The organism is Paenibacillus sp. EPM92 (genome assembly GCF_016586185.1).
GTDB classification, from domain to species: Bacteria; Bacillota; Bacilli; order Paenibacillales; family NBRC-103111; genus Paenibacillus_G; species Paenibacillus_G validus.
In genome coordinates this window covers 20,091-40,310 of sequence record NZ_BCPS01000069.1, presented here as the reverse complement: position 1 = coordinate 40,310, position 20,220 = coordinate 20,091, and the positions used below count along the sequence as shown (strand labels likewise).

Annotated in this window: 15 protein-coding genes and 2 riboswitches; of the genes, 3 read left to right on the top strand and 12 right to left on the bottom strand. The window is 56.9% G+C overall.

From position 1 onward, the window contains the following. Positions 1-18: 18 nt before the first annotated feature. Positions 19-216: riboswitch (cobalamin riboswitch) on the bottom strand. Positions 217-309: 93 nt separating this feature from the next. The 5 genes from JMF85_RS16205 to JMF85_RS28085 all read right to left on the bottom strand — a co-directional run bounded on the left by JMF85_RS16205 (position 310) and on the right by JMF85_RS28085 (position 3,810). Next, on the bottom strand, positions 310-1,476 hold the full coding sequence (locus tag JMF85_RS16205; protein WP_201318529.1) for a KamA family radical SAM protein: 1,167 nt from the start codon (positions 1,474-1,476) through the stop codon (positions 310-312). Between the two features lie 225 nt (positions 1,477-1,701). Next, positions 1,702-1,841, bottom strand: a riboswitch (cyclic di-AMP (ydaO/yuaA leader). A 36-nt stretch (positions 1,842-1,877) separates the two neighbouring features. Then, positions 1,878-2,027, bottom strand: a complete 150-nt coding sequence (rpmG, locus tag JMF85_RS16200) for a 50S ribosomal protein L33 (RefSeq protein ID WP_127604297.1) — start codon at positions 2,025-2,027, stop codon at positions 1,878-1,880. Between the two features lie 27 nt (positions 2,028-2,054). Continuing rightward, positions 2,055-2,540 (bottom strand): hypothetical protein, encoded by a 486-nt coding sequence (locus JMF85_RS16195; RefSeq protein WP_372813713.1) that lies wholly within the window; start codon positions 2,538-2,540, stop codon positions 2,055-2,057. A 340-nt stretch (positions 2,541-2,880) separates the two neighbouring features. Beyond that, a complete protein-coding gene (fur, locus tag JMF85_RS16185; RefSeq protein WP_054796706.1) occupies positions 2,881-3,357 on the bottom strand; it encodes a ferric iron uptake transcriptional regulator in 477 nt (158 codons plus the stop codon). Between the two features lie 399 nt (positions 3,358-3,756). Further along, the gene (locus JMF85_RS28085; RefSeq protein ID WP_236595876.1) at positions 3,757-3,810 is read right to left on the bottom strand and encodes a putative holin-like toxin; all 54 of its coding nucleotides are present in this window, start codon (positions 3,808-3,810) and stop codon (positions 3,757-3,759) included. A gap of 241 nt (positions 3,811-4,051) precedes the next feature. Between JMF85_RS28085 and JMF85_RS16180 the strand changes: the two genes are divergently transcribed. Further along, positions 4,052-5,140, top strand: a complete 1,089-nt coding sequence (locus JMF85_RS16180; protein WP_155614300.1) for an NAD(P)-dependent alcohol dehydrogenase — start codon at positions 4,052-4,054, stop codon at positions 5,138-5,140. Positions 5,141-5,252: 112 nt separating this feature from the next. Here JMF85_RS16180 and JMF85_RS16175 read toward each other — a convergent pair whose 3' ends face one another. The 7 genes from JMF85_RS16175 to JMF85_RS16145 all read right to left on the bottom strand — a co-directional run bounded on the left by JMF85_RS16175 (position 5,253) and on the right by JMF85_RS16145 (position 18,913). Beyond that, positions 5,253-7,946 (bottom strand): GAP1-N2 domain-containing protein, encoded by a 2,694-nt coding sequence (locus JMF85_RS16175; RefSeq protein ID WP_201318519.1) that lies wholly within the window; start codon positions 7,944-7,946, stop codon positions 5,253-5,255. Next, a complete protein-coding gene (locus tag JMF85_RS16170) occupies positions 7,943-9,208 on the bottom strand; it encodes a TRAFAC clade GTPase domain-containing protein (protein ID WP_127604306.1) in 1,266 nt (421 codons plus the stop codon). Before JMF85_RS16170 ends, JMF85_RS16175 begins: the two co-directional genes overlap by 4 nt. A gap of 66 nt (positions 9,209-9,274) precedes the next feature. Continuing rightward, on the bottom strand, positions 9,275-9,910 hold the full coding sequence (locus JMF85_RS16165; protein WP_201318518.1) for a hypothetical protein: 636 nt from the start codon (positions 9,908-9,910) through the stop codon (positions 9,275-9,277). A 23-nt stretch (positions 9,911-9,933) separates the two neighbouring features. After that, positions 9,934-11,220, bottom strand: a complete 1,287-nt coding sequence (locus JMF85_RS16160; protein WP_127604310.1) for a vWA domain-containing protein — start codon at positions 11,218-11,220, stop codon at positions 9,934-9,936. Continuing rightward, positions 11,217-13,625: a hypothetical protein gene (locus JMF85_RS16155; protein ID WP_201318517.1), complete on the bottom strand. Its 2,409-nt coding sequence runs from the start codon at positions 13,623-13,625 to the stop codon at positions 11,217-11,219. Before JMF85_RS16155 ends, JMF85_RS16160 begins: the two co-directional genes overlap by 4 nt. 54 nt (positions 13,626-13,679) lie before the next feature. Further along, positions 13,680-17,069, bottom strand: a complete 3,390-nt coding sequence (locus JMF85_RS16150) for a tubulin-like doman-containing protein (RefSeq protein WP_201318516.1) — start codon at positions 17,067-17,069, stop codon at positions 13,680-13,682. Positions 17,070-17,140: 71 nt separating this feature from the next. After that, complete coding sequence (locus tag JMF85_RS16145) at positions 17,141-18,913, bottom strand: vWA domain-containing protein (RefSeq protein ID WP_308645025.1); 1,773 nt, start codon at positions 18,911-18,913, stop codon at positions 17,141-17,143. A gap of 190 nt (positions 18,914-19,103) precedes the next feature. Here JMF85_RS16145 and JMF85_RS16140 point away from each other — a divergent pair, with 190 nt between their 5' ends. Both JMF85_RS16140 and JMF85_RS16135 read left to right on the top strand, forming a co-directional pair. After that, positions 19,104-19,274, top strand: a complete 171-nt coding sequence (locus tag JMF85_RS16140) for a hypothetical protein (protein ID WP_164751690.1) — start codon at positions 19,104-19,106, stop codon at positions 19,272-19,274. After that, positions 19,243-20,217, top strand: a complete 975-nt coding sequence (locus JMF85_RS16135) for a hypothetical protein (RefSeq protein ID WP_201318515.1) — start codon at positions 19,243-19,245, stop codon at positions 20,215-20,217. The genes JMF85_RS16140 and JMF85_RS16135 overlap by 32 nt, the downstream gene beginning before the upstream one ends. Positions 20,218-20,220: the final 3 nt, after the last annotated feature.

The window sequence follows — 20,220 nt, the reverse complement described above, 5'->3', positions numbered from 1 at the left end:
TATCTTCCGTAGGTTGAAGCAGTGTTGTCAGAACAGGCAGGTCTCCTGGCTCCGGAATTCACATCATCAGCGGCCTTCCCGATCCACGTTTATCAAGATCAGTGGCAGTATAGCTGAGACTCCTCCGTTACAGTGGCGGGACCGCGTCGGCTTTGCACCGGACTTCCCTATTAAGCTTTAGCTATAGCTAGAGCACCTTGTTCCCACAGGTTTTCAGTTGTAATTAATTAAGATCTTATCCTATTATCCTGTTTATATCAAGTTAGAATATAGCACAGCGATGCTTTATTACATGACTTATGTGGTTGTTCATCTAGCATGCGCTCGCGGCAGATCAGGGAGCTCATTCACCGAAATAACTTCATCGGTTTTCTTTTGGGGCTTCTGCCAATATTGATCGCTACCTGGCAGATCATCGAACCATGCCGCATCTTCAGGGCAATCCAACACCATGAACTTGCCGTATTCGTTATCCCGCGACTGGTGATATTTCAGATAGGCCTTTCCGTTATCAATAGCCAGAATTTCGATTTTGCCGGAGGTGTGACTCATGGATAGACGCACCCTTTTACCTAAGCCTGAAGTGCGCGCCTTGGCTTCTTCCACGATTCGGTACACTTGCTGCAGCGGCAGAACGAACTCGCGATTGCCGGCCACCGGACGATTGACGAAGAAATAATAGGGGGTTACGCCGGCCCATGACAGCTTATCCAGCAGCTCTGCCAATCGTTCGGGGTTATCGTTGATCCCTCTAAGAATAGGCGTCTGATTGACAACAATAGCGCCGGCTTGATGAAGAGCTTCAAAGCCTTTCTTGGCTTCGGCGGTAATCTCGCGAGGATGATTGATATGCGCCATCACATAAATCCGCTGGTTTACGCTTGAATGACGGCGGATGACTTCCAGCAATCGTTCGTCTTCATAAATCCGCATCGGATTAAAAACAGGTATTTTCGAACCGAGCCGTATAACTTTAACATGGTCGATTTCTCTTAACCGGCTCAGGATGCTTTCCAATTTGGCTGTTGCCAGAATCAAGCTATCTCCTCCGGTAAGCAGCACGTTGTTAATTTCCGGATGACTCGCAATGTAGGCTAGACCGGGATCCATATCTTTCGTCGCTTCATGAACGTCATTGCGAAAGAGTCGCTTCCGGAAACAATATCGGCAGTATGCACCGCATACTTCAGAAACCAGCAAGAGAGCCGTAGTCCGATATTTGTGCTGGCAGCCCGGCACTACGTAATTGGTATCCTCATCGGAGGCATCCCAGCGCCCATATTCGGATAACTCCCCTTCATTAGGGATGACCAGCTTTCGGATCGGATCTTCAGGATCGTCCCAATCAATCAGGTTCAAATAATAGTCGTTCACCCGAAATACAAACTTATCTGTAATCGGTTTAAGCTTCTTTCTTTCATCCTCAGGAATTTCCAGTATCTTATCAATATCCGTTATATATTTCGGCTGTGTCATATTTGCTCCTCCTACTACGAGTTTTTTCAAACCACAGACCTGATCTGTTCCCTCCTTTTCCTGGAATAAACGATTTGTGCTTTCTTTTAACAAGTAAAACAAAAAGACCCGATTCGAGACGAACGATATCGCAGCATGGCGATAACCGATCGTCATTCGAAGGGTCTTCAAACAAACAAAAAGACCCTGATCTCGGGTCAATAGATGCAGGTTAATGCATGTAGAAACTTGACCCATCTCCTGCTGACGAGGTTAGCTGCCGGGCTCGGGAAAGATGGTTCCCTACATCGTTACATGATTCGCCCCAATTACATTGGTTCCCCCGCTTTCCGATTCGAAAACCGGAAATTAAGCGTACGTTTATGATATACAAACATTTTTGAGAAGTCAAGGAAATATGTTTATCTGGTTTCCCGATGTAAGGTGTGTCTTTGGAGACGCGGACAATATTTGCGCATTTCCAATCGTCCGGTTTGATTCTTTTTGTTTTTTGTCGTCGTATAGTTACGATCTCCCGTTTCCGTGCAAGCCAATGTTACGATTACCCTCATCCTGTTCACCTCCTCTACAGTTGCCAATTACCTTGATTGCTCGTCCTCAAGCTCAGCGAATATTTCCGCGCATCGTTGCATCAGCAAGCAGAAAGAACGGTTGTGTCCGATAAAAAATGAAGAAAGATCGTACCGGTTCCGGCGCGGCTCCCATGTTACAAGCAGACGGTGTCTCATCCGTGTCAGGGCCAGCTGTACGAATCGATCCGCTGTCGCCGAGCCGGTGATGGTTATATACGCATAGAGCGAATGATCTTCAGGTTCATCCAATAAACTTACGCCCGCGCAAGAAAATTCCGTCTGGATGCGCGTCCGCTTAAGGAGGGTAAGAGCCATAAGCAGTTCGGCATCGACCGGGGTGTTCCCCAAAATAACGGTTTGTTTGGGACGCTTTCTTGGCTTCGCCCGCTGCACCCAACAGGCCAATTCCTGTTCCCGGCGTTGCCATTGTGTCTGGGAGTGATGACTAATGATCGTCTCATCATCGTTTTGTGTGCTCTTCTTCAATATCACACCCCCCCATGTAAACCGCTATAAACCCAGCACGCAGGGTTAGGGCACAATTCCCTGACCGGATGTTAGCATTTTTGTCACTACAACTTGGACCGGGGCCGTTCACGACAATAATATTTGTAATTTTTACGATTACTTCACATCATACCTTAACCTTAACGGCCAGTCAACTGCGAAGCTTGAAGTTTTTACCTCGCCGACGAGTTTAGGCTGATTTTGCCAGCTCCATAGATCCTCTCGGTCTTCCGGTAACTTCGCAACGGTTATGCAGGCGGGTCTTCTCCTGCACAACAAAAAGAAGTCTTTCCAAGATCGAAAGACTCCCCGTCAGCAAGGCATTTTAAGATATTGCCTTGCTTGCTCTTTTACATTCGCTACTTTTGCAGGTGTGATAGGTGCCCATGAAGTCGAGACGATGATCCGTTACTTTAAAGCCATATTCTTGTTGAAGTCGATTCTCCAATTCAAGCAGCCAATCGTCTTTGATTTCCTTGAGCGCCCCGCATACCGTGCAAATCAAATGATGGTGCATATGCGTATGTTCTTCGCTGCGGAGGTCGAAGCGGGCAACCCCGTCTCCGAAGTTCATCTTCTCCACGATATGAAGCTCGGCCAGCAGCTCCAACGTCCGGTATACAGTAGCCAGGCCGATATCGGGATATTTGTCTTTCACGAGCATATACACATCCTCGGCGCTCAGATGTTCCTGCTCATTCTCCAATAAAACCCGAACCGTCGCTTCGCGCTGGGGGGTTAATTTATAGTTGCTGCTCCTCAACTGCCGATTGATTTTGTCGAGTTGTTCCAATACCATCATGGATGCACTCTCCTTTAGTCTCGACGCGCGTAAATTTTTTTATTGTCCGCGAAATGAATCTCACTATTTATAATTATTCTAATCTTATCGCAATTCTAAGTAAGAAGCAATGGAATTGATTATTCAATTGTCCGCATGAGGCGGAAGATGACAAACACATCGGTCGAACATCATCGCAGCGAGAGCCCCGATTCAGTCCGCTGCATCATCTACAATAATCCGTTGTTCGGTCATGGTAACTAATAATTGCTGGGATGCTCATCATATGTTATGATTTATTTAATAAAGACCAAGTGCTGCTAACACTTGGCCTCGTACAATTGGCTTGGATGGGATTCCCTTCTGAGCTCTCAAAAGACAAAGACCCACCTTCCGCGTTGCCAAACTTGGGGTGGGTTTTTACTTTCTCTTGTTGTTATTACTGATGTATGTTAAAAGAGCAATAATAAACATGCCGAACAGAAACATGATCGTTATGGGTCACAGAACATTTCGAGTTTTCATAGAATCCTTGGAAATACCGGGTAGTCTCTGCTATGAGAGATTTTCAAGATCGCTTAAGAAAAAAGCTGGTTCAATAAGTATCAAACGACTTTAAGAAGGACATAATCATTTTTGAATGAAATCTTGAATGCCGGTTTTGGTTACCCTATGTTCCTTATTTAATGAAATATGAATTTCAGGAGGGAAAAAAATGAAAATAAAAGCTGCAGTTACTCATAGTATGGGAGAAGAATTTAAAATTGAAGAAGTGGAAATATCCGATCCTAAGGCAAATGAGGTACTAATTAAAGTTGTTGCTTCTGGTGTATGTCATACGGATGCAGTTGCTCGCGATATAGGGTTATCCCCATTTCCAGCCGTATTTGGACATGAGGGTTCCGGGATTGTAGAAAAAGTAGGGGAAGGTGTCAGAACCGTCCAACCAGGAGATCATGTTGTATTATCTTATGCATCTTGCGGGCACTGTGAAAATTGTTTGACAGGCCATCCATCTGTTTGTGTGGACTTTAACGCATTAAACTTTGGCGGCAAAATGGAAGATGGTACACACCGTTTACATCAACATCATCATGAACTTTCTACATTTTTTGGACAGTCTTCATTCGGTACTTATGCCATAGCAAATGAGAGAAACGTAGTAAAAGTGGACAAAGATGTTGATATAGCCTTATTAGGCCCTTTAGGCTGCGGTATTCAAACAGGTAGTGGAACCGTGTTAAACAAACTAAGACCGCCTTTTGGCAGTTCTATTGCTATTTATGGTACGGGTGCGGTAGGTTTGAGTGCTATCATGGCAGCTAAAATAGTTGGATGTAAACATATAATTGCCATTGATATCCATGAAAGCCGCTTGGAGCTTGCTAAAGAATTGGGAGCTACCTATGTAATCAACAGTAAACATGCGGACGTTGTTAAAGAGATCAAGGAAGTTACCAAAGGTGGAACCCACTATGGCATTGACACTACAGGTGTTCCTATTGTGGTGCGTCAAGGTCTGCAAGCACTGCGTCCGCTTGGTCAACTAGCGATTGTAGGGGTCACCCCTGAGATGAATATCAATGTTCATGAAGAAATTATGGCAGAAGGAAAAACAATGGTAGGAGTCATTGAAGGCGACGCTGTACCTCAATTGTTCATTCCTGAATTGGTTGAGTACTACAAAAAAGGAATGTTTCCATTTGATAAATTGGTCAAGTTCTATGATTTCACTCAAATTAATGATGCATTTGAAGATTCAAAAAAAGGGGTAGCTATCAAACCCATTTTGAAAATTAGCTGAAGCAGGAACTCAGCTATTACTTGACACCGTCACACAAAAAGACGGTGTTTAACAGGACCGATAGCAGTGACAAGAAGGGGCCGCTCGCGCAGCCCCTTCTTGTCATACCGTCCTACCGGCCGCCGCTGTTGATGCCGCTCGGCGGAGCGGCAGGCAGCTTAGGACCGATCGGCGACTCCAGCACGATCGTCTTCTGAACCGGCTCGCTGCTGCCGCCGTACTTGTTTTCCGCCCTCACGGTAATGACGTTCGAGCCGGACGAGAGCACAATGTCTCGACTGACGCTGCTCTTGCCGGCCAGCTCGCCATTGATATAAATGCCCGGCGAGCGGTCGTAACCATCCGTGGCTTGCGCCTTCAGCGTCACAATGCCTGATGTCGTCCGCTCCGGCAGCTCATCGACTTGAAGCTCCGGAATCGGCTCGATGAAGAACGCCACGACCGGCTTCCAGGCGAGAAGCAGCGTGATCAACGCTGCCGTCCCGACAATCGCCGCAAGCAGCGTCGATTTCTTCCTGCGCAGCGCGAAACGCTGCCACGCGGGAGCCTGCCGCTGCCGGATATCGCGGAACAGCGCGGCAAGTGCAGCATTCGGCACGGCCATCAGCCGCTGCCGGACCTGCTTCTGACGCAGCGCCCCCTTGTCGAACCGGTCGAAATAGCGGTTCAGCGCAGCCCGGTAATGCGGATCGATTCCGCCCCGCGCTCCCGGGAAGCGTTCTTCCGCAGCGCTCCACTCGATGAAATCGTACACCGTCTCTTTGCCGCCTTGTGCCGCCAAGTAATCGAGCAAGGAATCGAAATCGTACGATCCGCGGCTTCCGGACACCCCGTCTCCGCCCTGATAGAAGCCGAAGGCGATGCGTGAAAATACGGAGCGTGACAGGCCGTCGTCCCACGCGCTGCGAAGGAAGGCTTGCGCCCGTTCCAATTCCAGCGGTCCAAGCTTGGCAAGCCAGGCCTCCGCTTTGGCCTCACCGCCGCGTTCCAGGGTCAGCACGCGGTACACCGCCGCCCACAATTCGAGCGTCAGCCGATGGCCCTTCGTCAGGTGAGGCAGAAGCTCAGGAGCCGGCGGGTCCAGCATGAAGCCCAATCGGACCAAATCGTCCGCCCCCAGCTCGCTTAGTGGCACCTCTTCCAGCAACCCCAGCTGAATTTCCAGCTTCATCAGCTCTCCGTAATCCACGTAACGCTGCAGGCCTTCCCGTTCGGCCAGTTCGTCGAAGAAGCGGAACAGCGCCGAGGCCGTCTCGGTCTTCCGTGCCGGCGATTCCTTGCCGAGCAGCCGCTTGACGGCTGTCAGCGTCTCGCCGGCGAGGAAAGTCACCGGCAGCGCACCCGCATGGGCCAGCCAGAATGTCAGCACCGTCTGCAAGGCGCGAGCCCCCTCGGCCCGTTCCAGCGCGAACGTTGCGCAGCGCTCGGCCGTTCGCGGAGACAGTCCGCAGAGCTCGCGGAATACGGCCCGGAACGTCTCCGGCCGCTGCTGCACCGGCTCCAACAGCGGAGCGGCAGCGCGAATATCCCCGCCTGCCGCCGCCCGCAGCACGTATAACGCCAGCGCGCGGCAAAGCAGGGCCCGTTCGCCGCGTTCCAAGCAGGCTTCGCAGCCCAGCATCGCTTCGATCTGCGCCCGGTCGGCGATGCGCTTGACGTCGGCAGTCTCCAGGCGCAGCAGCCGGACGAGCAGCTCGCGGAGCCGCGGCTTGCCGCGACCGGCTCCCGGCCCGCTGCTATATACGCCGAGCGCCTTCCACACGCCGACTCGGTCGGCGTCGTACAAGGCGTCTTCGCCCTGCTCGATGCCGAACAGCACGGACAGCTCGTCGTACGCCGGCAAGGAAAGCGACTGCACCGCGTCCTGCCCGAGCAGCGCCTCCTCGCAGAACGCGAACAGCTCCTGCAAACGCTCCGGCTCCTTGCGCAGCGTCCATATCGTATCGAGCAGTCTGCGCGCCGTCCCTGCCGACTCGGCCCCCGTCGTCTTTCCGGCCGACAGCTCGAACAGCATGTCCCGTTCGAGCTGCCGGTCTGCTTGGCGCAGCGCCCCTTTCTCCAGAAACGTCACATGAATATGCTGTTTCCCTTCCGGTTCTCCCGCAAAGGTCAACACGCCCAGTCGTCGCCGGAACGCGTAAGGCAGACAATCGAACAGGAGCCTCATCAACTGCCGGGCGTCCGGTTCCGCCTGCGCCGCCTCGGCGTCCAGCACGACGTACACCTTCCGCCGGTTCGTTACGGATACCATCAGCGACGCGAGCAGCTGTTCGAACACCTCTTGCGTGAGGCCGAAACGGGCCAGCAGCCGATCCGTCTCCACCCGCTTCCCCGCTTCCGAATGGCCGTAAACGGCGGATGGATCGTGAATCTCCGGCAAGCTTTTGCCCTGCGCGATATCGTAGGAAGTCGCAAAGCCCCCTAACGCAAACAGGCGTTCGGGATGGCGCAGCCATTCATCCTTCCGTTCGGAAGGCACGACGTATTGATGGGTGAAAAACGCGCTCCGCTGTCCGGTGAAATCGGAGGACGTATAGACCGTTTGCCCGATCACCAGGTCGCCGTTGTCCGCATGATACACGGACAGCGCCGCCGGGTACGCCGCTTCCGATGGCCCGTCCCCCGATTCCGGCAGGTCGCGAGGACCCTTGTAGAAGCAGTACGGATGCAGCGCGTTTTTGATGAAGGCCGGGTCAAGACCGGGCGACACGGCTACCGTATCGAAGCCTTCGTTCGTTCGAAAGACGCCTTCCCGCTCCCGCGTAAAATAATGCTGTTGAATGCTGCGATGCGGATTTGCATTCACGGGGCATCTCTCCTGTCGATATAATCGAGCTGGTTCAACAGCCAGATGAACGGCTCGTCCACCCGTATCGGGCTAATCACGCCATGCACGCGCCGGTTCACCGGGTTCGAACCGAGCGCCGATACGGCAAAGTATGCCGTATTGCGGAAATAAACGTCGACCGCGTCCTTGAACGGCCGGTCCACCTTTTCGAGGAAACGCCGGATTTCGCCGTTAATATTCTCGAATTCCGTACGGTCGAGATAGCCCCGGTGCCTCACATCGCGGAACACGTTGCTGTTCGGCCGGATGTAGTCGCTGTCCTCCTCCTGCAAATACTGCAGCATATCGCTCTTGGTCAGCACGATGGCCGTCGGAATGTCCGTCTTCCCGCTTTGCTGGTGCGAGATGAAGTTTTCGTACAGGGAAATGACGACTTCCCGGGGCTCGTCGTATCGTCCCGCGAACTCCCCTTCCTCCCCGCCGAGGTTCAGGCGGATTTTGTCGCGGATCGTGCGTACCTGCAGCGGGTCCACGAGAAACAAAATACCCGACGAGTTCTGGATATGCGCCGCATAAATGTCCAGGTAGTCGCGCTCGACCATGCCTTCGCCCGCCACATCGAAAAAAACAAGCAGCAGCGGAGGCTTCGATTCGTCCTTGAACACGAATTGAAAAATAAACGGCTCCTGCTGCTCGTTCGGGTTGGTCGACGCTAGCATGCTGCCGCGCTCAAAGATCGGCTCGTGGTAATTGTGCCGGAACTTGCGGGAGATGTCTGCGCTCAGCGGCATGCAGGCTGCCTGAAAGTGCGCCGCTGTCTCCGTTTGCAGCGTATGGATCAGCGACGTCATATAGACCGACTTGCCCACCTGCGACGCGCCTACGATCGAGATGATGTTGCTCGGCACCTGCCCGGCCGTAATCGGCAGCTCGTTGTGGCAGCTCGGACACAGCCGTCGGCGCGTCGTCACGCCGTAACGGTCCGTCACCGCGACCAGCACCTGCCCGGCATAGATCCGGTTTTCCTCCGGAATCAACTCGGGATCGACGATCGCTTCCATGTCGGGCAGGGCGAGCCGGAACTTGCGGCGCCATGCGTTGAGGCGCTCGTCCTCCTGCAGGGCGAACTCGTCATCGTTCTCCTTGACGTGCGCAGCGCGGAACACCACATCCGACGGCTCGCATTTGGCAAAGCAGTACGGACACACGATGCTGTAATACGGCGGCCGTTCCTTCACGGGCGCTTTCTTATCGAATATGCTCTTGAAAAAGTCCAGCATGCACGTTCCTCCTTAACTCCTTCTCCCCGGTTTGCTTACACGCAAAGCCTGCTGAGCTTCGTGTACTTACTCCGGGACGACCTCGAATTGGTCCCCATACGTTCTTCCGTCGGTCAAAAAAATCCGCACCTGATCGCGGCGTCCGACATCGATCTCCGGCAGCTCCGACCTTCCCGCCGGCAAATCGCGAAGCAGCGGGTACCTTGTGCCGTCATCCGCGTGCAGCGGCACGGCATCCTGCTTCTTGACATAACAGAGCGCTTCCTTCGGAACCGGTATTTCACAGTGCAGCCGGATGCGCACGGAACGGTGCTTGGCAAACCAGCCCAGTCCGTACTGAATCGAGTAGCGGACTTTGGCGCGCCCCCCGCTGACGCGGGCGAGATTGTCCCCGTCCGCTTGGCGCAGCGCCACCAGCTGTCCTTCCTCCATCAAGCAAGGATAGATGCGGAAATACCGGGCTCCGATGAAATCGGCGGGCAGCCGGTACCCGCCGCGAACTTTGTATTCTTCACGCGTATACAGCTTCATGCGGCGCTCGTCCGGCTGCTCGCCGGACTCTTCTTCCCCGGGACCGAAGCTGTAAATTTGCACATATTGAATGTCTGCCGGCCACTGCCAGGTCACCAGACATTCCCCTTCTGCAAGCCGCGAGGCGGCCTTCATGATGCGATGCCGCTCTTCCGCCGTTGTCCACAACATCGGCCGTCTCCTCCTTTAGCCCGTTACCGGAATCGTTTGCCGGTCCGCTCGCCCTGCGTTCCGGTTCGCTCCGGCAGTCTGCCGTAGCCGGATGCCGGCCGGAACGGGCGCAAGCCCGCTCCGACGCCGCTTTCCTTCACCGCAAACAGGACGGTGGACAGCGACAGCACCACGGCCAATATGAGGTCAGCGGCCGCACGAGTCAAAGCCGGGTGGTCCGTCGGCAGCCCGCCTTCCAGCACGAGTCCCGCCAGCAAACCGGCCGCCGACCCGCCGAGCAGGAAGCTTCTCGCCAAGTAACGGTTGTCGAACACGATGCCGAGCGAAAGCCCCAGCAGCCCGCCGACAACCAGCATGATCGCAACGCGGAGCGACGCGCGATATACGCTGTCGGCCTCCGGTCCGGATCGCTCCTCCAGCAAGTGCCCGTTCTGCTGGGCCGCATAAATATGGCCGATCGCTTCCGGAATCCGTTCGGCTTGCTCCGCGTGCCGGTACGTCCCTCCGGTCGCCTCCGCCAGCTGCAAGAGCAGACGTTTGCCCTCTTCGTTCCCCGGCGATTCGATGCCGACGGTGTGAATCGCAAAGCCCCGCGACACATAGGGCGCGGTGACGTCAGCGACATTCGTCTCGCTGTACCCGTCCGAAATCAGAATGACCGCTCCGCGGTTCGCCGGTGTTCCCGATACGTTCATCTGCTCGATCGCTTGCCCGAGCGCTTTGCCGATATCGGTCTGTCCAACCGGCTCGGGCGCGCCCTCCAATTTGCCCGCAATATCCCGTCTGACCGCCTCGTCCTTCAAGCCGACGAGCGGTTGAAGCCATGTCGTATTTTCATTGAAAATCGCGACGCCGACCCGCTTGTCCGCCGACATCTCGGCCACGAGCGAAGCCGCCGCCATCCGGCTCTGCATGTTCGGGTCGTTCTCCTTCATGCTCTCGGACATGTCGAGAAGCAGCACGTAATCCTTCGGCGCCGCCTTGCGTCCGAAATCAAGCCCGTATACCCACTGGAACAGCGCGCCGCCGGCAAACAGCAGGACGAAGGAAGCGGGCACCAGCCACTTCCATCCTTCGGCAGCGTAACGCAGCCGCCAATTTGCGCCGTTCAGCTTGGGCGATATCGTTTCCGCCAGCAGACAGCCGGCCGTCACGAGAAGGGCGAACAGCCCGAAGTACAATCCCATCAGCAGCGTTTCGTGCAGCGAGCCCGACAGGCGGCCCAGCAGCCATTCTCCTGCGATAAAGCCTGCCAGTCCGCCCGCCAGGGCGAAGCCGACGAGCAAACCATTCCATTTGCGCCGTTTCAACGGCTATCCCCTCTTTCCTTGGCGTCCGCCCCGGAAGCCGCTTCCGGCTCCGAAGCTTCCCATCCGGGCCTATGGAACCGGTAACCGTTCTGCAGGTACGTTTCGTAAAATCGCCTGCCGCCCCGGTAAACCATCAAGTCCTCCCGGCGGAAACCGCCCATAATCCGCAGCTTCTCGACTCCGCTGCGCCGCTGCTCGTGCATGCAGCCCAGCTTCGTTTGCGCCTGTTCCCCGGACGCCAGCGCATAACGGAGCAGCTCGCTGTCGGCATCGCCGAACAAGTAGCTCTCCTCATAGCGGTGACGATGCGTAAACCGGTACACGTCCACCCGAACGGCAGACTCTTCGTCCAGCGCCCGGCATAAATCTCGGTACAGCTCTTCCTTGGTCAGCGCCTGCCGGTTCTCGTAGCTGACGGTCACGTTGGCCCGCTCGAGCAGCTCCTGTTCGAAAGGCTGCGCGAACAGCGAATGAGTGAACCAATCGCTCCGGGCTACCTGCATCAGCCGCTCCGCATAAGCCTCGTCCCCTTGTTCCAGGAGCTTCGCCACGGAACCCATACGCCGCTCGTCGAACTCGAATCGGGCTCCCCAACGCGTCTCCAGCTCGGCCGCGATGACCTCCACCGCCTGCGCATAGTATTCCTCGACGTTGCGGCCCATCTCGTCGTTCGCCTCGGAGATGCACAGACGGCACGCTTCCTGCAGCCGCTTGTCGATCGCCTCAAGGCGCTCCGTGTACCGCCTGAGCCGTTCGTGCGTCTCCTCCAGCAGCTGCTCGTAACGCAGCAATAGCTCGCGCTTCAGCTCCAACCGCAGCAGCTCGCGCTTCAGGCCGTACACGCGGTCCAGCAGCGCGCCGACCGTCGCCTTCACATTCGGCTTGGCGCCGAACAGGCCGAGCATGCCGCCGCGGGCGGCGGGCAGCCTGTCCGCGCTCTCTTCGTAGAGCGCATCCAGCTCCGCGCGCCCCGCCGTAAGGCGCCTGTCGTTCTCCAGCCGCCATTCGCGCACCGCGCCGGTCAACCCGTGGCGCTCATCCGCCGACGTCCAGCGGTATACGGCCCACAGCCCGTACCGCGGATCGCTCACCAGCCGCTGCTCTACGGCTTGGCGAAGCCGTTCCGCATGGCTGGCCGCGGACAAGGCTCCCCGCAGCCGCTCGCTCTGCCGCTCGAAGAAATCACGGGCGTTGCTCCCGAAGAGCGCGCTCTCCGCCTGACGCAGCGTCATGCGCCGCAGCTCCGGGACGGACATCGGCTCGTAGAGCAAGCCATGCATCTCTTCAACCGGGTCGGGCAGCTGAGCCATGGCGGCTTGCACGACCGTATCGGCTTGCCCCGCATCGAGTCCGAGCGCTTCCAGCAGCTCGCGCTGTCCGGCTTCGCCCCTCTCCTGCATCAGCCTGAGCAGGCGGCGGTGCAGGGCGAGCAGCACCGTGAGCGCGATCGCCCGGTCCGGGCGGGTCGCCTTGGCGAGCCCCGCCGAGGCATAGTGCGCTTCGGCCGCCCCGGGCGGCATCATATTTTGCCGGAACAGCTGATGATTGTACGGGTTGTGCCGGATTTCGGCGTCCGCCGTCTGGCGGCAGCGCAAGAAACTTAACCGGCAGACAATTTCTGCGCAAACCGCCGTATCGTCTTCGGCGAACCGTCCGCGCTCGTCCTTGTCCCCGAGCATGTAAGCCGTATCGAACAAGGGCGAAGGCGGATGGACCGCCGGCAGCTTGAGGCCGTCGGCCGTCACTTGCAGCCCGGCCTCGAACCGGAACGAGCGGCTTTGCATGCGGTCCAGCTCGTGCAGGAAGCTGACGCCAAGCGCCGCATCGTAGGCGTAATCGCCGTGCGCCTGCTTCTCCCGCAGCAGCGCGAACAGATCGGCCGAAACCGTGCGGAAGCTTTCGGCGAAGACCGATTTCAGCAGCACCGTCAATTCGGGAAGCAGGGCGTTCCAAGGATCGTCCGCGCGCGTGATCACGGCGACGTGCACCTGCATCAAGGACGCGTACAAGCGTCCGCTTTCCCCGATCCGGCCCACGAGCCGCCGCAGCAGCCCGTTCAACTCCTGCAGCTTCTCCTCGCTGCCGTACAGCGTTTGGGGCAGCCGGGACCTCAGGGAGCGCTTGTCGTCCGCATCCGCAGGCACCGGCGGCTGCCACTGGAAAGCATGGCCGGCCACCGGCCCCGTCAGCTCCTCAGCCCCCGCATATACATACATCACGCCTTCCGGATGCGTCCACTGTGTGCGATTCAGCTCGAACAGGCGTTCGAGCGCCTGCTTCGACCGGTCGCCGACGACGAGATAAACGAGCGGATGGCGGAGGCTCCGCCGCTCGTCCCCGCCCGATTCCGTCCTGTCCTTTCGTTCGGCGTAGTGATCTGTAAACGCCGCGAGTCGTTCCTTCATGTGCGCTCTCTCCCCCAGCCGGACGAACCGTTCCGGCTTTCTATCTTGTCAGCCCTATTTCAGGCTGCGCACCATCTCGTTCACTTTGCCGGCCATCTCTTTGTAGAACCGGTACAGCTCTTCCCCGTTCACATAATCGCCGCGGTCGTAATCGAGCGCCGCCTTGGCGTCTTGATAAACGCCGGCCATTTCCTGCAGCTTGCCGAGCAGGTCAGAGATGTCTTCGGATGCGGTCATTTGCCTGCTCCGTTCGGACGATTTGCGCTGCAGCTGGGCCATCTGCTTCGGCTGGAGTCCGCGCAGCTTGGCGTATATTTCGAAATCCAGGAACCGTCCGGCCTGCATGACGTTGGCGAACGGCTCCCACGGGTCTTCGTCGGGCCCGTGATCGTACACATAGAGCGCGCCTCTGCGGACAATCGTTCCCGTATACATCGCCTCGATGAACTGCTTCATCAGCCGCTCCTCGTCCTGATGGGCGGCGATCACCTTATCGAGCTCCTCGACGCGTTCGCGAATCTGTTCGTATTTGCGGATTTCTTCCTTGACCAGCCGCAGCAGCTCCGGCGAACGGATCAGGTTTTCTTTCGCCATCTCTTCGCTGACGCTGCCGAAAATATCCTTCACGCTCACCGGCTCCAGCCCCTGCTCAAGCAGCGTCCGCAGCTCCGTCGCGCAGCGCTTGACCTCGCTCAAGTTCGGACGCGCTTCCTGCAGCTGCATCGCGTAGGACGCGACCTTGATTTCCAGGTCAAGCGGTCCCGACAGCACGCACTCATAGCGGTGGATCGCTCCGGAATCGGCCGCTTTCTCACGGATGCAGCCGAGCGCAAGCGCCCGGTCGAACAGCGCGCGGACCTCCGCGTTGTAACTGCGCACCCGTCCGTTCACATAGGTGTCGCCCCAGGAACGCTCGGGAATCGGCGACGGCAAGTACGTCCAGTTTACTTTGTCGGTCTGCACGAGATGCCGGCCGATCCCTTCGGGCTCCAGAATCGAGCGCTCGTAGCTTTCCTCGTATACCTTAAGCGGCGTATACAGGAACAACGGCACGCCGTTCTGCGTGTTCAGCCAGAAGATGCGGTTCTTCACCTCGCTCTCCTTGATCGTGAACCGCGAATTGGCGATCGCGTTGTCTTGAAAATTGCGGATGCCCTTGAAGATGTTCGGCGCCTTCACCGGAACCGAAACGAAACCCCACGACGGAAAATTGAAGTGTCCCGACGAATTGGTCAGATGAAACACGGGCTTCGCCTCTTCGTACAGCCTTCCGGCGATGCGCTGCTCCACCAGCTTCTCGATCGAATCCTCATGGCCGTATTGGATGATCAAATATTCTTCCATCGACTTCGTGATGAGTTCGCCGAACTGCTCGGTGAGGAAGTCCGAAATCGAGCCGACGATATCGACCTCCTGCTCCTTCACCCAATGGTTGGCCTTCGCCAGCAGCTCCTGCGTAAAATCACGGATCAGCTCCTGCGAGTTGCGGTCCTCCGTCAACCGGCCGATCATCTTCGCCATATCCGGCACGCTGACGACGTTCCAGTAGTACGTTTTATTCCCCTTGTGGTCGACCTGCTCGTCGCCGTTCATCAAGATCTGGCCGTTTTTCTTGAAAATCCGGTTCAGCTCGTTCAGCAGCTCGGTGAACACCTGATAGATCCGGGAGTTGTCCTGGTTGATCAGCGTGTACAAATCCTCGTAAAACTCGATCATCTGCTCCATCCGCTCACGATCCGCGTGCAGCAGGTACTCCTGAATTTTGGCCTCGATGTAAGCATCCTTCTTGCGGTCCTTGGAGATGAACGCGCTCTTGGCTTCGCCGAGCTTTTGCAGCGCGCTTTCCTGAGCCGCTTCGAGATCGCGCGGAAGCCGCGCCAAATTTTCCTTCAAGGCTTCGATGTAGGAGGAGATCAGCTTCAGCAGGCAGAAGCCCTTGTCCTGCAAGATCATGCGCGACGCATAGAACGGCCCCTGCTCCGGATGCAGGAACACCCGCGTAATCTGCTCGGTGAACCGCTCCTTGATCTCGCCCGGCAGCTGCTTCCGGCATTTGATATATTCCTCGCGCGCGCGGGATAAATAGCTTTGCTCCAGCTCCGTGTCGACGTGCACGACCTGCTGCTTCACGACGTTCGCGTAACTGAGCCGCTCGCTGTTCTTGTAGCCGGGCAGCGGCTCCGGCACGCGTTTGTCGAATTCGCGGTGGATCGAATCGGGATCGAGCCCGAGCTTATGGGCAAGCTTCTCGACGTCCTCCTGGGACGGACCGGCATTGAACATGTTCTCCATGCGCTGGAACACTTTATAAGCCAAATAAGTCGTCATCTCTTCAATCGGCAGCACCGCCGACGAAGCGCCCAGGATGTTGTATTGATAGTTGGCCGCATACGCCTTCGGCATCTGGTTAATATTCGTGCGGATGTTGCTGATGTAGTCGTGAATGGCGAACTCCTCGCCGGATTGCTTCTGCTCGCTGGCCATAAAATTCGTGATATTCTCGGCCGTTACGTTCATGCAGTAATCGTAGGCGTTCTCCAGCAGCTTGCCCTCGAGATTCGTCGCCGAAATCAAGTGGGCGAGGTTGAAGGGCGGCATCGGCGATTGGACGTTCAGAATGTTCGCATACTGCTGCCGGAACCGCTCCCCACGCTCGTCGACGTTCATCCAGTAGTCGAGCTCCTTGAGGGCGGCATAGCCGTTCTTCTTGATATATTCGCGCGAATGCTCGGTCAGGCTTTTGTTCGCCAAATTGACGTCCGGCGTAAACAGGTAGCCGAGAATGCTCACCTTGTCCACCCCGGCCGCACCGTAATCACGCTCGAGAATGCCGCGGACGATGTACGAGATGTCGAGGAAGCAGCCGCTGCCGGTGCCTCCGGACAAGCCGGTCAGCACGAACACCATCAGCTTCTTGTTCGTGCCGACCATCAGCGATTTGATTTTGCGCTCGATCGTCTGCACGACCTGCACGATCTTGGTAAACAGCAGCAGACGCCCCGCCTGGCGGACGCCGGATGCGCCGTTAATGCCGTCGGTAATCGTCAGCTCCGGCGACAGCCATTCCTTGATGTACGGCTCGAGGATGCTGCGGTTTTGCAGCACGCTGCCGATTTCGGCGTTGGCAAGCAGCACAAACTCGGTCATCGGGTCGAGGCCGATGCCTTTGTACCTTTTGCCCCGGTCGTGTTCGTTCGTCTCAAAGGCGAGAAACTCGATATTGTCAGGCTTTTCGCGCTTTTTCTTGGTGTACGGGTCCTCGGGCAGCTTAAACCGGCGGTTGACCTGATACTTTAAGCGGAGCAGCGCATCGATGCCGGTTCCTCCGAGACCGATGACCAGCATCGGGTTGTCGATCGTGTCGACCCGTATTTTCTCGCTGACGATGCCACCGCCGAGCGACACGTCGAGCTGCTGAATATGTTCTCTTACGACTGCTTTCATGTTTGACCCTCCTATGGGATAACGATGAACGGTTAGAATGCTCAAGCTTGCTTGTCTCTTTCATGAAGCTGCTATTTGATGTATTCGAGCGTCACCGAGCGGTGGACCCCGCTGAGCATAATGCGGATGCGGTCTCCCGCCCGCAGCTCTTTGCCGCCTGCCGCGTCCAGTACCCGTCCGCCCTTCTCGATGACGCAGGCCGACCCGTTATACAGCAGCAGGCTGTCGTTCGGCCCGGGGCGGAACGTCAAATCCTTCGTCTCGGCAAATTCGGGAGCGAGCTGGAGCAGCTGGTGAAGCGTGACCTTGCCTTTGAAGGCGTCCAGCTTGCGGTACTGCGGGGTTGTCCGCTCTCCCGTATCTTCGTCGCGCACCTCGATCACCATCTGCCCGACGAAGCCTTTGTTCGCTTTGCGCCACAGCGCCAAGCCGTACAGCCCCGCAGCCGCAGCGGCCAAAACGCCGGCGGCGATCGCCGCCCACGCCCCGGCCCCGAGACCCGGCTCCGCCGCTTCCGGCCCCGATTGCGGTGACGGCGCCCTGCCGGCGGCACCCGCCGCCGACAGCTTGACCGGGTCGGTCTCTCTGATGTAGCCCGCATCCTCCGCCCTTACCTTCAGCTCGTATTCGTGCGCTTCGGGCAGCTTGTAGCTGCCGGCAATTCCCTGCGCGCTGGAGACGAGCGGCTTTTCCTCCGTCCTGCCGGTTTGCAGATCCTTGACGATCAGCGTCGCTTTCAAGCTTTTGTACAGATCCGCATCTCCGGCTTTCCGGCCGCCCGATTCCAAATACGCTTGAACTGCAACATCATCCCCCACCTTCCACGTCTGAGTAGGCAAAGGCTCCATTTGCAGCTTCAGATCGTAGTTGTAAATGAGGTTGATCTTGATCTTATCCTTCGGCGCGCCCTTCACCTGCAGCTTCCAGGTCCCTTGTGCGGGCTGCAAAATTTTGAGAAGCGAATAAGCCCTTGACGACGAAAAGAGAATCTTGTCCGAAGGTATAGGCACCTCCGTGCCCTTCGGATCGGAGAGCTTCAGCTCCACCGGGGAACCGGACATGATCGAGATGTTCGCCTCCTTGACGCTGGCGTTCGGAATGTCGAGCGCCACCTCCTGGAAGGCCCCGCTCCCGTTCAGCTCTTGAATCGGCAGCACCTTCAGCTTCAAATGGCGGGCATAGATTTCGCTCAGGATGGCCGGCAGATCGTCGGCCGAGCTGGTCACGAACGATTTGGCGTCCGTTTCACCCGCAATCCGTTCGAGCGCCGATTGGTTCAGCTGACCGTCGGCATTCAGTCCGATCGTATAGATCGGAATGCCTTCGGTCTTGGCCCGCTCGACCGCTCCGGCCAGTTCCTTGTCCGACTGCTCCTGCGTCCTGCCGGCAGGCAGCGAGTTGTTGCCGTCCGTCAGAAGGACGACCAACGGGGTATGAGCGGGATCGGCTCCGTTCTCCAGCACCTTCAACGCCTCATTCACACCGACGGCCAGATCGGTGTAAGGCCCGCGGTCGAGCTGGTCGATGAAAGTCTTCACGCTCTGCTTGTCCGACGCGTCCTTCATCAGGAGCATCGCTTTCTCGCGCATAATGCGGTCCGTATAGGCGACGACGCCGATTTTGTCGCCCTGTACCGAAGCCATGTCGACAAAAAGCTTGACGGCTTCGAAGCTTACCTTATTCACGTCGCTTTCGTTCATGGATGTGCTGACATCCACCGCAAGCACGGCGTCCATTCTCGCATCGCCGGCCGGCCCGGCCGTCTGTGCCGCAGCCGTCTGCAGCGGGAGCACGGCCAGCAGCAGCGGCAGCAGCGTGCGCGGCCATAGGTTTCTTTTTCTCACAGCGGGTCATTCCTCCAAACAAGCGCCTGCGCCCGAAGGCTGTCGCTCTTGTAGTATTTTGTCGGATAGGGTTGTACAATGTTCATTACAGTCGCTAGTAATTTAATATAATATCTGGTCCTAAATAAAAATGCTACTCAGCGAATTCTTATCATTTTCTTAAGATTCTCGCTGTCCTGGGGAGAGTGCCATGCTAACCTTGATCGTTTTGCTTGTCGCCGCATTGTATGCAGGGGTCCGATTGCTGACGTTCGTCTATTATAAAAAACACGACATTTCGCTCGCACAAATCGACGAAGCTTTGGCCGGACGCTTCAAGGAGGTGTCACATGAGTCCAAAAAAACCCATCCAATTGACTAAGACGATGCGAACGGCCTATTTGTTTCAACGTCTGCGCCAATGCAAGCGCTGCGGCGCCTACACCTGCCTGGACGCCGAGAGCTGCCCGGATTGCGGCGCGGTGCAGACGTGGCTGCCGCTTCCGAAGCCCGCGGAGGCGGTGAGCCGGCAGCGCGCCTATACGGACATGCTCGTTCTCGGCATCTTCGCGGCGGCGGGCTTTCTTGTGGCGCGCAGCTTTGCCGAGATGGCGGCTGCCTTAGGGACCGGCGCGGTGCTGATCGCGGTTTACGCCAGAATCCGCCAAACCTATGAGCCTTATCTCCTTAGACGTATATTGAGCCGTCTACTCCTGCAAGAACATGAAAAAATTCGTCGAGGCCTGCTGCAGGATATCGACAAGGCGGAAGCCGACCTGAAGGCCGAAGACTACAAATCGGCGTACGAGAAATTCCGCGAAATCGGATTTTTCATCAAAGACAACCCGATCCGGCTGCTCAAGCTCATGTGCCTCAACCGCTTCATTCTGCGCAGCGATATGGAGCTTGAGCTGACCTCGCTCATTCCGGACCGGTTCGACGGCGATTTTGTGGCCTATCTGCTGGAGGTCGGCCGGGTCAAGCCACAGCTCATTGACCGGCCGACGATCCAATATGTCGTGAAGCACCGCGAACAGATCGAACGACTTCCGCACGGTTCGGAAGTGCTGACGGCAGCAGCCGCAGCGGCGCTGCGCATCCGGTCGCATCTGCCCCTCTACCGCAGCCTTGTGCTGGATTATGCCGACGCGCTGCCGGAGGACCGGCTGCGCCGGCTTCAACAGCTTGCGGCAGAACGCGCGGACGAGGATCCCGAGCTGTTCGAACGCGTGCGGCAAACGGTGAACCGCCGCTTCGGCGGCGACGCGTCTAAGCCGCAAGCCGTACCGGTACTGTCCGGTGAAGATACTCATTCCAAATCGTAAAGG

Bases quoted from the DNA above. Each gene is read 5' to 3' on its own strand.
- JMF85_RS16150 (WP_201318516.1), bottom strand. From the start codon at position 17,069: ATGAAAGCAGTCGTAAGAGAACATATTCAGCAGCTCGACGTGTCGCTC.
- JMF85_RS16135 (WP_201318515.1), top strand. From the start codon at position 19,243: ATGAGTCCAAAAAAACCCATCCAATTGACTAAGACGATGCGAACGGCC.
- JMF85_RS16170 (WP_127604306.1), bottom strand. From the start codon at position 9,208: ATGCTGGACTTTTTCAAGAGCATATTCGATAAGAAAGCGCCCGTGAAG.
- JMF85_RS16165 (WP_201318518.1), bottom strand. From the start codon at position 9,910: ATGTTGTGGACAACGGCGGAAGAGCGGCATCGCATCATGAAGGCCGCC.
- JMF85_RS16140 (WP_164751690.1), top strand. From the start codon at position 19,104: ATGCTAACCTTGATCGTTTTGCTTGTCGCCGCATTGTATGCAGGGGTC.
- rpmG (WP_127604297.1), bottom strand. From the start codon at position 2,027: ATGAGGGTAATCGTAACATTGGCTTGCACGGAAACGGGAGATCGTAAC.
- JMF85_RS16155 (WP_201318517.1), bottom strand. From the start codon at position 13,625: ATGAAGGAACGACTCGCGGCGTTTACAGATCACTACGCCGAACGAAAG.
- JMF85_RS16205 (WP_201318529.1), bottom strand. From the start codon at position 1,476: ATGACACAGCCGAAATATATAACGGATATTGATAAGATACTGGAAATT.
- fur (WP_054796706.1), bottom strand. From the start codon at position 3,357: ATGATGGTATTGGAACAACTCGACAAAATCAATCGGCAGTTGAGGAGC.
- JMF85_RS16180 (WP_155614300.1), top strand. From the start codon at position 4,052: ATGAAAATAAAAGCTGCAGTTACTCATAGTATGGGAGAAGAATTTAAA.